15 protein-coding genes, 1 tRNA gene and 2 pseudogenes are annotated in these 13006 nt (G+C 64.0%); 10 read left to right on the top strand and 8 right to left on the bottom strand.

What is annotated here, in order from left to right:
- Nucleotides 1-142 precede the first annotated feature (142 nt).
- From ttcA to rpmH, 4 genes are read right to left on the bottom strand one after another with little or no spacing between them, the layout of a single operon-like run.
- On the bottom strand, nucleotides 143-1015 hold the full coding sequence (gene ttcA, locus EKE94_RS15705; protein ID WP_127907574.1) for a tRNA 2-thiocytidine(32) synthetase TtcA: 873 nt from the start codon (nucleotides 1013-1015) through the stop codon (nucleotides 143-145).
- A 55-nt stretch (nucleotides 1016-1070) separates the two neighbouring features.
- On the bottom strand, nucleotides 1071-1301 hold the full coding sequence (gene yidD, locus EKE94_RS15700; RefSeq protein ID WP_127907573.1) for a membrane protein insertion efficiency factor YidD: 231 nt from the start codon (nucleotides 1299-1301) through the stop codon (nucleotides 1071-1073).
- Entirely contained in the window at nucleotides 1298-1735 is a 438-nt protein-coding gene (rnpA, locus tag EKE94_RS15695; RefSeq protein WP_127907572.1) for a ribonuclease P protein component, read from the bottom strand. Before rnpA ends, yidD begins: the two co-directional genes overlap by 4 nt.
- A 23-nt stretch (nucleotides 1736-1758) precedes the next feature.
- On the bottom strand, nucleotides 1759-1893 hold the full coding sequence (rpmH, locus tag EKE94_RS15690; RefSeq protein ID WP_012177012.1) for a 50S ribosomal protein L34: 135 nt from the start codon (nucleotides 1891-1893) through the stop codon (nucleotides 1759-1761).
- 338 nt (nucleotides 1894-2231) lie between these two features.
- On the opposite strand from rpmH, the gene EKE94_RS15685 reads away from it, so the two are divergent.
- The 4 genes from EKE94_RS15685 to EKE94_RS15670 all read left to right on the top strand — a co-directional run bounded on the left by EKE94_RS15685 (nucleotide 2232) and on the right by EKE94_RS15670 (nucleotide 5881).
- The gene (locus EKE94_RS15685; protein ID WP_235856061.1) at nucleotides 2232-2906 is read left to right on the top strand and encodes a TVP38/TMEM64 family protein; all 675 of its coding nucleotides are present in this window, start codon (nucleotides 2232-2234) and stop codon (nucleotides 2904-2906) included.
- Nucleotides 2906-4321: a dihydrolipoyl dehydrogenase family protein gene (locus EKE94_RS15680; protein WP_127907570.1), complete on the top strand. Its 1416-nt coding sequence runs from the start codon at nucleotides 2906-2908 to the stop codon at nucleotides 4319-4321. The genes EKE94_RS15685 and EKE94_RS15680 overlap by 1 nt, the downstream gene beginning before the upstream one ends.
- Before the next feature lie 26 nt (nucleotides 4322-4347).
- Nucleotides 4348-5751 carry a sensor histidine kinase gene (locus EKE94_RS15675; protein WP_127907569.1) on the top strand — a complete coding sequence of 468 codons (1404 nt, stop codon included), beginning with the start codon at nucleotides 4348-4350 and terminating at the stop codon, nucleotides 5749-5751.
- Between the two features lie 53 nt (nucleotides 5752-5804).
- Nucleotides 5805-5881 (top strand) — tRNA-Arg (locus tag EKE94_RS15670).
- 444 nt (nucleotides 5882-6325) lie between these two features.
- On the opposite strand, the gene EKE94_RS15665 is transcribed toward EKE94_RS15670, so the two are convergent.
- From EKE94_RS15665 to EKE94_RS15655, 3 genes and pseudogenes are all read right to left on the bottom strand, one after another.
- A complete protein-coding gene (locus EKE94_RS15665) occupies nucleotides 6326-6613 on the bottom strand; it encodes a LysR substrate-binding domain-containing protein (protein WP_127907568.1) in 288 nt (95 codons plus the stop codon).
- A 25-nt stretch (nucleotides 6614-6638) separates the two neighbouring features.
- A pseudogene (locus EKE94_RS15660) lies at nucleotides 6639-6755 on the bottom strand (integrase core domain-containing protein); the annotation flags it as partial.
- A 231-nt stretch (nucleotides 6756-6986) separates the two neighbouring features.
- Nucleotides 6987-7421 (bottom strand): MarR family winged helix-turn-helix transcriptional regulator, encoded by a 435-nt coding sequence (locus tag EKE94_RS15655; RefSeq protein WP_235856060.1) that lies wholly within the window; start codon nucleotides 7419-7421, stop codon nucleotides 6987-6989.
- 128 nt (nucleotides 7422-7549) lie between these two features.
- On the opposite strand from EKE94_RS15655, the gene EKE94_RS15650 reads away from it, so the two are divergent.
- From EKE94_RS15650 to EKE94_RS15640, 3 genes are all read left to right on the top strand, one after another.
- The gene (locus EKE94_RS15650) at nucleotides 7550-8023 is read left to right on the top strand and encodes a hypothetical protein (protein WP_127907566.1); all 474 of its coding nucleotides are present in this window, start codon (nucleotides 7550-7552) and stop codon (nucleotides 8021-8023) included.
- Nucleotides 8024-8042: 19 nt separating this feature from the next.
- A complete protein-coding gene (locus EKE94_RS15645; RefSeq protein ID WP_235856059.1) occupies nucleotides 8043-8393 on the top strand; it encodes an antibiotic biosynthesis monooxygenase family protein in 351 nt (116 codons plus the stop codon).
- A gap of 248 nt (nucleotides 8394-8641) precedes the next feature.
- Nucleotides 8642-9271, top strand: a complete 630-nt coding sequence (locus EKE94_RS15640) for a LysE family translocator (RefSeq protein WP_127907564.1) — start codon at nucleotides 8642-8644, stop codon at nucleotides 9269-9271.
- Between the two features lie 51 nt (nucleotides 9272-9322).
- Here EKE94_RS15640 and EKE94_RS19245 read toward each other — a convergent pair.
- Nucleotides 9323-10194: pseudogene (locus tag EKE94_RS19245) on the bottom strand (transposase).
- Nucleotides 10195-10509: 315 nt separating this feature from the next.
- Between EKE94_RS19245 and EKE94_RS15625 the strand changes: the two are divergent.
- The 3 genes from EKE94_RS15625 to EKE94_RS15615 all read left to right on the top strand — a co-directional run bounded on the left by EKE94_RS15625 (nucleotide 10510) and on the right by EKE94_RS15615 (nucleotide 12963).
- Nucleotides 10510-11340, top strand: coding sequence for a GntR family transcriptional regulator (locus EKE94_RS15625; protein WP_127907563.1), 831 nt, complete (start codon nucleotides 10510-10512; stop codon nucleotides 11338-11340).
- Between the two features lie 179 nt (nucleotides 11341-11519).
- Nucleotides 11520-12293 (top strand): SDR family NAD(P)-dependent oxidoreductase, encoded by a 774-nt coding sequence (locus EKE94_RS15620; protein WP_127907562.1) that lies wholly within the window; start codon nucleotides 11520-11522, stop codon nucleotides 12291-12293.
- A 10-nt stretch (nucleotides 12294-12303) separates the two neighbouring features.
- Nucleotides 12304-12963, top strand: a complete 660-nt coding sequence (locus EKE94_RS15615; RefSeq protein WP_235856058.1) for a class II aldolase/adducin family protein — start codon at nucleotides 12304-12306, stop codon at nucleotides 12961-12963.
- The last annotated feature ends 43 nt before the right edge of the window (nucleotides 12964-13006 follow it).

Raw genomic sequence — 13006 nt, 5'->3', positions numbered from 1 at the left:
AGGGCAAACATGATCGGCATGGCACGGGACCAGGTACGTGTCCCGCGTCGGTCTTTGCCAGTCGGCCTCTGCATGTGCAGTCTTCTCCATCCTGGACCTTCCCGCATGGAAAGCAGTCTAGGCGGACATAGCGCGGGAAGTGTTAATCAGGCTCGTGTTTTCCCGTATAGTTCGCGGCAAATTCGGATAGGTTGCCGCGGCTGAGCCCGGTAAAATCGAACAGGCCCGGGTCGAGCAGGTGCGACGGGCGGGCGTTCATCAGTGCCGAGAAGATCTTTTGCCGTCGCCCCGGCGCATTCGTCTCCCACTGGTCCAGAAGGCCCTTGATCTGCTGGCGTTGCAGGCCGTCCTGGCTGCCGCAGAGATCGCAGGGGATGATCGGATAGTCGAGCGCGCGGACGAACCGGTCGCAGTCGGCCTCGGCCACGTGGGCGAGAGGGCGATAGACGAACAGGTCGCCTTCGTCATTTACCAGTTTCGGTGGCATCGTCGCGAGCTTGCCACCGTGAAAGAGGTTCAGGAAGAAGGTTTCCAGGATATCGTCGCGGTGATGGCCCAGCACGACGGCAGAACACCCTTCCTCGCGCGCGATGCGATAGAGGTTGCCGCGCCGCAGCCGCGAGCAGAGCGCGCAATAGGTCCGGCCCTGCGGCACCTTGTCCATCACGATGGAATAGGTGTCCTGGTACTCGATCCTGTGCGGCACGCCCATCTTCTGCAGGAACTCGGGCAGGACGGTCGCGGGAAATCCCGGCTGTCCCTGATCGAGGTTGCAGGCCAGGATGTCGACCGGCAGCACGCCACGCCACTGCAGCTCGGTCAGCGCGGCGAGCAGGGTATAGCTGTCCTTGCCGCCCGACAGGCACACGAGCCACCGGGCGCCGCGTTCGATCATGCCGTAGCGGTCGATCGCCTCGCGGGTTTCGCGGATGATCCGCTTGCGCAGCTTGCGAAATTCGGTGGTGCGGGGCGCGCCAGCGAAAAGCGGATGGATATCGTCGGCGTCGTCGAGCACGGGCGCGGGTCTCCTGAAACTATAGGTTCGGCTTACGCGCGGGCGCGGCGCAGCGTCAACGGCGCCGTTCGGGCACCGGGTCGACGCCCGACCCGCCCAGGGGGTGGCAGCGGAGGATTCGCCGCAGGGCCAGCCAGCTGCCACGCAGCGCGCCGTGACGCTCCAGCGCCTCCAGCGCATAGGCCGAACATGTCGGGTGATACCGGCAGTTGTAGCCGACCCACGGGCTGAACACGATGCGGTAGGCGCGGACCGGAAGGGCCGCGATCCGGGCCGCGAAGGTCACTTGTGCACCCGGTCCAGCGCGGTTTCGAGATCGGCGAGAAGCTGGGGAAAGGGGCGGGTGGCCGTCGTGTCGCGCCGCCCGATCAGCACGTAGTCCCACCCCGGGTGGCCGTGACACGGCAGCAGGGCGCGGGCGATTTCGCGCAGCCGGCGCTTGGCACGGTTGCGGGCGACGGCGTTGCCGACCTTTTTCGAGCAGGTGTAACCGACGCGTAACCCGGCAGCGGGCTCGGCGTCGCCGCGGCGACGGGCCTGCAGGACGAAACCCGGCGTCGCCTGTCGACGCGCCCGCGAGGCCTTGAGGAAATCGGCCCGTTTTCGCAGCGTTTCCACTGTCGCGGTGGCCGTTCCATCAGGCGCGCATGACGAAACCGCCCCGACCGGCTCCGCGGCCCCGGAGCGTGTCGGGGATGCGGGGGCGAGGGGCGGCGTCATCGCATGCCTCCCTGTAACGGGGATCAGGCGCTGAGCGACTTCCGGCCGCGGGCGCGGCGCGCGTTCAGGATCTTGCGGCCGGCCTTGGTGGCCATGCGCGCGCGAAACCCGTGCCGCCGCTTGCGGACGAGGTTCGAAGGCTGGAAAGTACGTTTCATTCTCTTGTCTCCGTCAGCAGCCCGACCCGCAGGACGCGGTTCAAGGGCCCGTCACGTTCGAAGCCCGCTCTCTAGGGGGGCGATGGCGCGCTGTCAACCGTCCCCGGGCCTTAACGGCCAAGCAAAGGTTCGACATTCGCGGTCCGGCGCATAGATGCAGGGCAGGGCGCGCATCGCGGCGCCCCCGACCCCCGCGCAGGGGAAGCAGGAGAGGCAACCGGATGCAAGACGGCCCGAGGACCGGCCCCGGCACGACACCCGGCAGGGAGCCGGACACGCGGCCGGACGCGGGGACCGCAGGTCCGGGGCGCGGATGGCTTCGCAGGCTGCCGATCCTCGTGATCGCCGTCGTCGCGGTGCTGGGCGCCGTGCTTCTGCGCGACTGGCTGAGCTTTGAGACACTGGCGCAGAACCGCACGCGGCTTCTGGAGTTTCGCGACGCGAACTACCTTGCCTGCGTGCTGGTCTTCATGGCCGCCTACATCGCGGTGGTGGCGTTTTCTCTGCCCGGGGGCACCATCGCCACGCTGACCGGCGGCTTCCTGTTCTCGACCTTTCCCGGAGTTGTCTTCAACGTCACCGCCGCGACCATCGGCGCCACGGCGATCTTTCTGGCGGCGCGCTGGGGCCTGGGCGACAGGCTTGCGCGGCGGATGGAGGCCGGCGACGGGCTGATCCGGCGGATCAAGGCGGGCATCGACGAATCGCAGTGGGAGATGCTGTTCCTGATCCGTCTGGTGCCGGCCGTCCCCTTCTTCGTCGCCAACCTCGTGCCGGCTTTCGTGGCCGTTCCGCTGTGGCGTTTCGTGGTGACCACCTTCTTGGGCATCATCCCTGGCACGCTGGTCTTCACCTCGGTCGGGGCAGGGCTGGGCGCCGTCTTTGCCAGCGGCGGGCGTCCCGACCTGGGGATCATTTTCGAGCCGCGCGTGTTGCTTCCAATTCTGGGGCTCTGTGTGCTGGCGGCCCTGCCGATCCTGCTCAAGGCCCTGCGCGGGCGGAAAGGACTCTGATGGATCTGATCGAAACGGATGTCTGCGTGATCGGGGCCGGATCCGGCGGATTGTCGGTGGCCGCGGGCACCGCGCAGATGGGCGCAAAGACCGTGCTGATCGAGGGCGGCGAGATGGGGGGCGATTGCCTCAACTACGGCTGCGTGCCCTCGAAGGCGCTGATCGCCGCGGCCGAGCACGCCCATGCCCTGCGCAGCGGCGGGCCCTATGGCGTGGCCCCGGTCGAGCCGCAGATCGACTACGCCGCGGCGATGGATCACGTGCAGGCTGCGATCCGCACCATTGCCCCCGTCGACAGCCAGGAAAGGTTCGAAGGGCTGGGCGTCCGCGTGATCCGCGACTGGGCGCGCTTTACCTCGCCCGAAGAGGTCGAGGCCGGGGGCGCCCGCATCCGCGCCCGCCGCTTCGTGATCGCCACCGGGTCATCCCCGATGGTGCCGCCGATCGACGGGTTGGGCGACGTGCCATACCTGACGAACGAGACGCTCTTTGAGAACCGCGAAAGGCCGCGGCACCTGATCGTCATCGGCGGCGGCCCGATTGGCTGCGAGATGGCGCAGGCGCACCGGCGCCTCGGGTGCGAGGTTACGGTGATCGAGGGCGGCGCGGCCCTGGGCAAGGAGGATGCCGAGGCCGCGCAGGTCGTGCTGGCCCGGATGCGGGCAGAAGGGGTCAAGGTGTTTTCGGACGCGCAGGCCGAGAAGGTAGAGGGGCGGGCGGGAGACATCGCCGTCACCGCCGGCGGCCAGACACATCAAGGCAGCCACCTGCTGGTGGCGGTGGGGCGGCGCATCAATCTGGACCGGCTGAACCTCGATGCCGCGAACGTGGCGCATGACAGGGGTATCACCGTCGACGACCGCTTGCGGTCCACGACCAACAGCCGGGTCTACGCGGTGGGTGACGCGGCCGGCGGCATGCAGTTCACCCACCTCGCAGGGTATCACGGGGGCCAGGTTGTGCGGTCGATCATGTTCGGCCTCCGCGCCACCGCCGAGACGCGGCATATCCCCCGGGTGACCTACACAGCGCCCGAGCTTGCCCAGATCGGCCCGACCGAGGCCGAGGCGCGCCAGGTCCACGGCGATAAGCTGGAGGTCGTCCGCGCGGCCTTCGACGAGAACGACCGCGCCATCGCCGCCGGAGAGACCGAAGGCTTCGTGAAGGTGATGGTCGTGGACGGCTATCCCATCGGCGTGACGATGGTGGGCGCGCAGGCCGGTGAGCTGATCGGGCTCTGGTCTCTGGCGATTTCCCAAAAGCTGAAGCTTCAGGCGATTTCCGGAACCGTTCTCCCCTATCCGACGCTGAACGAGGTATCTAAAAAGGCCGCGGGGGCGTATTTCTCCAAGCGCCTCTTCGATAACCCTTGGGTGAAGCGGGCCGGCGGTCTGGTGCAGAGGGTGCTGCCCTGACCAGCAGCGCCCGACATGGTCGGCATATGTATTTCAGGTCCCTCTCCGGGCGTTTCCTGCTTCTGACCACGGCCTTCGTGCTTCTGGCCGAGGTTCTGGTTCTCGTGCCGTCGCTGGCGCGGTTCCGGGTCGATTACCTCGAATCCCGGTTGGAGCGGGCGCAGATCGCGTCGCTTTCGCTGTTGGCCAACGACATGATCGACGAGACGCTCGAGGCCGAGCTGCTGCGCAATGCCGAGGTTTTTAACGTCGTGCTGCTGCGCGATCAGGTGCGCCAGCTGGTGCTGTCCTCGCCCATCCCCACGCCGATCGAGGCGACCTACGACCTGCGGTCGATCGGGCCGGTGCAGCTGATGCGTGACGCGATCGTCGATCTGGTCACGCCGGGGGACGGCGTGATCCGGGTGATCGGTGACCCCGTGCGCGAGGCGGGGCTTCTGATCGAGGTCACGATGGATACCGGGCCGCTCAAGACCGCGATGCTGGACTACGGCCTGCGCATCCTGGTGCTGTCGGCCGTGGTGTCTATCCTGACCGCGATCCTGCTCTTCCTGGCAGTGCGACACTTCATGCTGCGGCCGATTCGCGGCGTGGTCGAGGCGATGACCAGCTATGCCGCCGCGCCCGAGGATGCGCGGCGGATCATCCAGCCCTCGGCCAAGGTGCTCGAACTGAACGAGGCCGAGACGGCGCTGCAATCGCTGCAGACCCAGCTGACCGGCGCCCTGCGCCAGAAAGAGCGGCTGGCCCAGCTGGGCGGCGCGGTCGCCAAGGTCAGCCACGACCTGCGCAACATCCTGACCTCGGCCCAGCTATTCGCCGACAGGCTGGAAAGCTCGGCCGACCCCTCGGTGGCGCGGATGGCGCCCAAGCTCATTGCCTCGATCAGCCGGGCGGTGAACCTGTGCGAAACCACGCTGGCCTTCGGCCGCGCGGAAGAGCCGCCCCCGGCGCTGGACCGCGTGGCGCTGTCGCGCGTGGTAGGCGACGTGGTCGACGGAGAGCGGCTGGCCGCGGGCGAGCACGACCTCAGCTTCTCCGAGGATGTCCCCGCGGGGCTGGTGGTGCGCGCCGATGGCGAGCAGCTCTACCGCGTCCTGTCGAACCTCGTACGCAACGCGCGGCAGGCGATCATGGCGACGGGCGAGCCGGGCGAGATCTCGATCCACGGCGAAGAGGACGAAAACGCGTGGTGCGTCACCGTTTCGGACACCGGACCGGGCCTGCCGCCACGCGCCCGTGAACATCTATTCACTCCGTTCCAGGGCGGAGCGACCAAGGGCGGGGCGGGCCTGGGCCTGACGATCGCGGCGGAACTGGTGCGCGGACACGGTGGAAGGCTGGACCTTGAGCGGACAGGCCCCGAGGGCACGGTGTTCCGCGTCGTCCTGCCCAAGACGGTGCTGAGCGTGGATGCCGCCGCGGAATGACAAAAACCGCCTTGCATCCCCGCGCCACACTAGGTACATCGCCCTCACCCCACGCGCTGGTAGCTCAGTTGGATAGAGTACTTGACTACGAATCAAGGGGTCGGGGGTTCGAATCCTCCCCAGCGCGCCACTTCACCCTTATTAGGTTTTAGGCAAAACCGACTTTCAGGTCAGGTGCCTTACCCCGCAGGCCGGATCTACTGATGCTAAATGGTCTTTCCCAGGTGAGCTCTCGATCGTAAGGCCAGGACATCCCTGCCTTTGTCTGATCCCGGACATCTCGTTTGGCCAAGCCCTCCCTGCCATGCCCGGAAATACCTTTCCTTAGCTGTCGCTGACTGAGCCGTATGCCGCGTTCGAGCCGGGATCGTCCGTGCTGTTCCGACCCGCAGAGAGGGCCATGCGTACCGGAAGAACGACCCGCGAGTCCGCGCCCGCCGGTTCGAAAAGGTGCTGGCCGAGCTGCGCGGCTCATCAAAGCAGCTGTTCGCTGCGCTTGCGAATCCTTGCGATAGTCGAAGGTCCGCACCGCGGGACTTTGCTTCCGTTTGCTTTCCCGAACCGAAGGTCTGCTTCACTCGAATTCAAACGCAATCCAATCAACGATCCGCGTGATGCGCGTCTGGCCCAGATGCTCCTTTGACCATGAGATATAGATCCCATTACCAGAGGGATTGGGATCGACCCAAAACTCCACCAGCTTCTTTGACCGAAGATCACTCTCCACCATGTAGGTCGGCGCGATTGCAACGCCGTGACCACCGATAGCAGCATCGAGAGCCAAGGCAGATCGGTCGAAATTGAGCAGCTTGTGTGTGTCTCCAAATCCAGTTTTCAGGGGGCAGAGCAGCCTGTTGATCATGCTTGCGCTTTGGGGACGGGGCCAGATGGGCCTCGACCGCGGTTCTGCCTCGCAGTGCCGAATGCGGGCTCTTGGTGTTGTAGAAGGTTATCCATTTGCCGATGCCTGCGCGAGCCGCGGACCCGGTTTCGAAGGCGTGCAGGCCGACAGCGGCATCACCGTCGGTCCCCGGGACTGTTTCGAGCCGTATTGCGACAGTGGCGCGCTGGTGCCGCTCCTCGAAAAGTATCTGCCGCCCTTCGCAGGGTTCCCGCTCTATCTCCCGCAGCGCCGGCATATGGCGCCGAAGCTCATGGCCCTTATCGACCACCTGCGTCAGTGTCGGCGCTGATCTTACGGAATAGCCGGCTGTGCTGTGAACTTTTGGGTGCGCCTAGGCGTCCGCAGCGCCGCCGTCTTCCAGCTTGAGCCGCAGGGCGGTGATTACCTTTCGGGTCACCTCGATATCCTCGGGCTGAAGGCCTTCGGCAAGATCGTTCACCCAGGGCGTCTGCAGCTGCATGGCGTCGTCGTAAGCTGTCATCCCCTTGTCGGTGAGAACGACGAGCTGCGCGCGCCGGTGATGGGGATTGGGCTGAAACTCGACCAGTCCGTCCCGTGCGAGGTCGTTGACGATGCGCTGAACATTCTGACGGTTCGCGCCCATGTCGCGGGCGATCCAGGCAACCGGTTGCGGGCGCTGCGCTGCGATCATCGTCCCGAGGACCTGCCAGCGGGCGCTGGTCAGTCCGAGGCCCGCAACGAGCCTGTCACCCGCCGTGAGGATGCGACTGTTGAGTTGCAACAGATCGAAGATCGTATCGCTCAAGGCGGCTCCGGACGGGGTCCGTTTCGAGTTTGTCATTTGGAAACATTCACCCTGATTGACAACATGATGTCAAAGTCGTATCTGTCATGTTCATAATGACATCGTAACACCATATTGAAACGGCAGCCATGGTCAAGATCATACATCCCGTCGCGGGCGGGATCGCCCTCCTCACCATCGCAATCTTCTGGCTGGCGACCGCGCTCGGCGAGCTGTTCGGGTCGGTCAGCACGATCGTGGCCATCAAGAGCGCGATACCGTGGGGCTTTCTGCTGCTCATTCCGGCGCTCGCGGCGACCGGCGGGACGGGGTTCAACCTAGCGAAAGGACGACGGCCCAAGCTGATCACCACGAAGATCAAGCGTACCGCTGCCTGTGCCGCCAACGGCCTTCTGGTTCTCGTCCCTTCCGCGGTGTTTCTCGCCTTCAAGGCGCGCGCCGGTGAGCTCGATGCCGTTTTCTACGCGATCCAGGCACTCGAACTCATCGCCGGCGCCGCCAACATCACGCTGCTTGGCCTGAACATGCGGGACGGCTTGAAGATGACCGGCCGTTTCCGGCGGCGCGCAAATGCCCGTCCTGCCACAAACAAACGAGCTTGAAATGATAAAATTCGCAGAGATGGACGAGACAGTCACGCTCGCTTCGCAACTGGAGGATGAGGGTGGCCCCGTGGTCCTGATCAACACCTTCACCGTTCCGCCAGAAGACGCCGACGCGCTTCTCGAGGCCTGGGCAAAAGACGCTGCCCTCATGAAACGGCAGCCGGGCTTCATCTCGACCCAGCTTCACCGGGGCATCGCGGGAAGCGGGACGTTCTTGAACTACGCCGTCTGGCAGTCGACCGCCCACTTCCGCGCGGCCTTCAGCAAAGCCGAGTTTCAGACGCAGCTTGAAGATTATCCGGACACCACGACCGCGAGCCCGCATCTTTTCCGCAAGGTCGACGTGCCCGGCATCTGCGTGTCCTGACCACGGCGTAGCCGCTCCAAAGCGGCAATGGGTAGCAAGTGTTATCGGGTATGACGTCTCGGCGAGCACGATGTTTTCCGTGCCATAGCCTCGACGCACGGACGGTTGCCTCTCGGCTATGGGTGGAACCGGTCTTTCTTCAGATAGTGTTTTCCTGACCGCTTTGGACGAGGGCGCGGTCGTTATGGCAGAACGTGACAAGGCTACCCCGGATCGCAGGAAGCCGTCGCACCAAAGGAACCAAGATCATGAGTTTGGATGTCTGGTTGGTCTACGTCGCAACCGTTCTCGCATTGATGAGCACCCCTGGGCCAAGCCAATTGCTGATGCTGGCCAATAGTGGCGCCCACAGGTTCGCCCGATCGTTGTCGACAGCAGCGGGCGATCTGTCAGCAAACATCCTTCAGATGCTTGCTGCAGGCTTTGGACTGGCAGCAATCATCGCCGCTTCGGGCACTGCACTCGCTGCGATCAAGTGGGCCGGCGTTGCCTACCTCATCTGGCTGGGCGTTCGCATGATCAGAAAAGCGGGGCCGGAACAGGCAGGGCCGGCTCATGCTCGTTCGAACCCATCCTTGCGCAAGCTATACATGCAGGGATTTTTGACATCGGCAGCCAACCCAAAGGCTGTCGTTTTCTTCGCCGCGCTCTTTCCTCAATTCATAACTGCACACCAGGCCTTCTGGCCGCAGTTCCTGATCCTCTCCGTAACTTACGTTGTCATGGATGGGCTGTTCTTATCAGCCTACGGCGCGAGTGCGAGTTGGATCGCAAACCGCTTCAGAGGCTCAGCAAAAATCTGGATCGAACGCGCTGGTGGCAGCTTCATGATCGTCGCCGCGATCCTTTTGGGCGTCAAATCGGTTTCGCAACAATAGTCTGCATCTTTGCCCGATCGGAAATTTGGGAGGGTCAGGACTCGTTCCCTCTCAAAGCCAGACGATTACTGTCGCAGCGAGTGCTATCGCTGAGAAGAAGGTCTTTGGGCATCGGTCATAACGGGTCGCCACCCGTCTCCAGTCCTTGAGCCTGCCGAACATGATCCGGGTCCGGTTGCGCCGTTTATACCTGCGCTTGTCGTACCGGACGGGCGTCTTCCGCTTCTTTCGGCCCGGAATGCAGCAGAATATCTTCTTGTCTTGCAAGGCTTCGCTGAACAGGTCGGCATCAAAGCCACGATCTCCAAGCAGCTGCTTTACAAAGGGTAACCCGCTGACCAGCCCACGCGCTCCGATGTAATCGCTGACGGGGCCGGCGGTCAGGAACAGGTCGCTGGCGCGGCTGTCGCCATTGTCGCTCGGACCAATGGCGCGACATGGCTCATCTGTCCCAAGTGGCGGGCAGTTTCATGGTCCGTTTTCGGGCGAAACTATCCACTGGAGAGTTTCTTCACCCCTCAAACCCCTTGGTTCGGCCAATCAGGCGTCCACGCCCCCCCTTTGACGCCCAGGCTGGACGCCGTGCGGTGGGCCTTCGGATCGTTCGGCCGGGGCTCGAACCAATGGCGCCTTCGGCCTCACCGTCGTTCATCACAGTGCTTTCCTCGCCGTGCTCGGCCGCCAGTCCTGCCATGATCCGGGCGAAGACGCCTTTATCGCTCCATCGTTTCCAACGGTTGTAGAGTGTCTTGTGGGGGCCATGCCCCCCCTGGGGCGTTGCGCCACCGCAACCCGTTGCGATTGATGAGGATAATGCCGCTCAGAACACGTCGGTCGTCAATCCGGGGCTTGCCATGCGACTTCGGAAAGCAAGGTTCCAGACGTGCCAGCTGTGCGTCGCTCGACCAGAGAAGATCAGACATGTTCACCGCTCGTGTTCGAACGGTGAAATAGGCTCGCCCGACCAAATCTATGGGTCCTGACCCTGGTTCAGCACGTAGCAAAGCGCCGATACGCCCGCCTCGCGTTCGCCCAAATTGCCGATGATCTGTTCGCCCGGAATCCCGTGCGCTTCATTGTCCGTCCTCGAGTTGGGATGGACTCTGATCGACGATGGAGGAAAAGCGAGTGGCAGGTCATGATTAATGCTCCAAGCTGTACAAGGCCCAGAGATCGTCCCATAAACCGCCACGCCATTTAGGCCGGACCAAAATGGATGAGTGCAGAGGTGGACGCCCATGGCTGAAGAGGCCACAAAAAAGCTACGCGGCCGGCCGCGAAATAACGACAAGGCTTCTTTGGATGTAATCCAGAGGATCGCGTCACGGGGTGTCATTCGGCGCAGCTCTGACACTCCGCTTTGGGTGCAGCTCAAGAACGCCCTTGCGGACGAGATCGGCCGTCACGCACTCAAGCCGGAAATGCGTCTGCCGGCCGAACAGACTATCGCCGAGCTACTTGAGGTTTCGCGCCCGGTTGTACGTGCCGCTCTCGATGCGCTGTCCGACCAGGGACTGGTCGCCAAGGTGCCCCGGAGGGGCATCTTTGTGACCCAGCCCAGGTCCGAAACGAGCTTTCTCACCTCCAACGTGTCTGTCCACTCGGATCTTCAAGCGCGCGGGCACCTGGTGGAGGCACAGGCCTTCCTTTTCGAGCGCTGTGCCCCGGACGAGGACGAGCAGCGTATTTTTTCCCTGCCTCCTGACGGGACGGTCATACGGATCGGGCGCATCTATCGTTCGGATAGCCAGCCGATTACGCACACGGTGATCTCGCTGCCGGGGCACAAGGTTCCGCGGATGGAGGCAGTCGATATTCAGGGGCGCTCGATCTTTGAGATTCTGAACACCCATTACGGCCTGACGGCGCAGCGGGCCGAACGGTGGTTCACCGCGGCGCTCGCTCCAGAAGATGTGGCTGGACGCCTCGAGGTGCCTCCCGGACATCCCCTGATTTCAATCGAGTCGGTCGCCTACGACGCCTTCGACGCCCCCCTCGAATACTACCGGGCCTACTACAACTCAGACGTTGCGCGCATTCATGTCTCGACGGGCGCCTTCTCCAACTAATTGAAAAATATATCTTTCTGAACAGTCATCCAGGAATGATCTATTTCTGATCATAACTAGATTGACAGGTTTGCGGACGATGAGCCACACTCGGTGCCGGGAGGGGGATCCGTTCCCCATGAGGATCGAGAACGAACGCGGAGCCGCCGGAAAGGGCGGGGGCCGCGCCCGGAGGGGCTATGTCTTACGCCAACCTGTTTGACCTGACCGGTCAGCTTGCCGCCGTGACCGGAGGGGCCAGCGGGATCGGTCTCGAAAGCGCCCGTGCGCTGGCGGCCCACGGCGCCAGCCTCGAATTGATGGACACGGACGGCGAAGCGCTGGACCGGGCCTCTGAAATCCTGCGCGCGGAGGGGGCCGAGGTCCGCACTTCGGTTCTGGACGTAACCGACCCGGACGCTGTGCGCGCCGCCTCGGACGCGATCTGCGGGCGCTCCGGCGTGCCTCATGTGCTGCTGTCGTCGGCCGGAATCGCGCGGCTCCATGCGGCGGCGGAGGTCCCGGATGCCGAATGGCGCAGGGTGATCGACGTCAATCTCAACGGCACCTTCTGGTGCTGCCGCAGTTTCGGCGCCCGCATGGTCGCCGAGGGGCGGGGATCCATTGTCAACATGGGCTCGATGTCGGGCTCCATCGTGAACACGCCGCAATACGCGTCCAGCTACATGGCCTCCAAGGGGGCGGTCCACCAGATCACCCGGGCCCTGGCCGTGGAATGGGCCAGGACAGGAGTGCGCGTGAATGCCCTCGCGCCCGGATATATCGGCACCGAAATGACGCTCGAAATGCGCGCGCAGCCCGAGCTTTTCGACAAGTGGCTCGAAATGACGCCGATGGGCCGTTGCGGCGAGCCTGCCGAGGTCGCCGCGACCGTAGTCTTCCTGGCCTCCCGCGCCTCCAGTTACATGACCGGTTCCATCCTCGCGGTGGACGGTGGCTACACTTGCCTTTGAGGGAATTAGAATGACAACGCAGATGGTTGCGCAAGACGATACCGAGCTACGCCGCCAGATCATTGAATCCTGCATCGAGATGAATCGTTCGGGAATCAATCAGGGTACTTCGGGGAATATCTCGGTCCGTTCGGGGGAGGGTATTCTGGTGACCCCCACCTCCATGCCCTACGACACGCTGGTGCCCGAGGATATCGTGTGGATCGGTTTCTCGGGAGAGGTGATCGGCAAGCGGCGCCCGTCGTCGGAATGGCGCTTCCATCTTGATATCCTGCGCGAGCGCCGCGACGTCGAGGCGGTGGTCCATGCGCATCCGAATGCGGCCACGAGCCTCTCCATCATGGAGAAGGGTATTCCCGCGATCCACTACATGATCGCGGTCTGCGGCGGGCCGGACATCCGCTGCGCCCCTTATGCGACCTTCGGCACTCAGGATCTGTCGCGCAATGCGGTCGCCGCGCTCGAAGGGCGTACGGCATGCCTCTTGGCGCATCACGGGATGATCGCCTGCGGCACCTCGCTCGAGCAGGCGATGTGGCGTGCCGTCGAGGTCGAGACCCTGTCCCGTCAGTATCTCGACTGCCTGCCGATGGGCGAGCCGCCCGTGCTGAGCGACGCCGAGATCCAGAACGTCATCGATCGGATAGCCGGGTACGGCCACTCTGGTTGATTTCGGCCGGCGCGGGATCGTGCCGGATCGCAATCTTGAGGAA

Source organism: Mesobaculum littorinae, assembly GCF_004011175.1.
GTDB lineage: Bacteria > Pseudomonadota > Alphaproteobacteria > Rhodobacterales > Rhodobacteraceae > Tranquillimonas > Tranquillimonas littorinae.
This window is presented reverse-complemented; position numbering and strand designations above follow the sequence as displayed.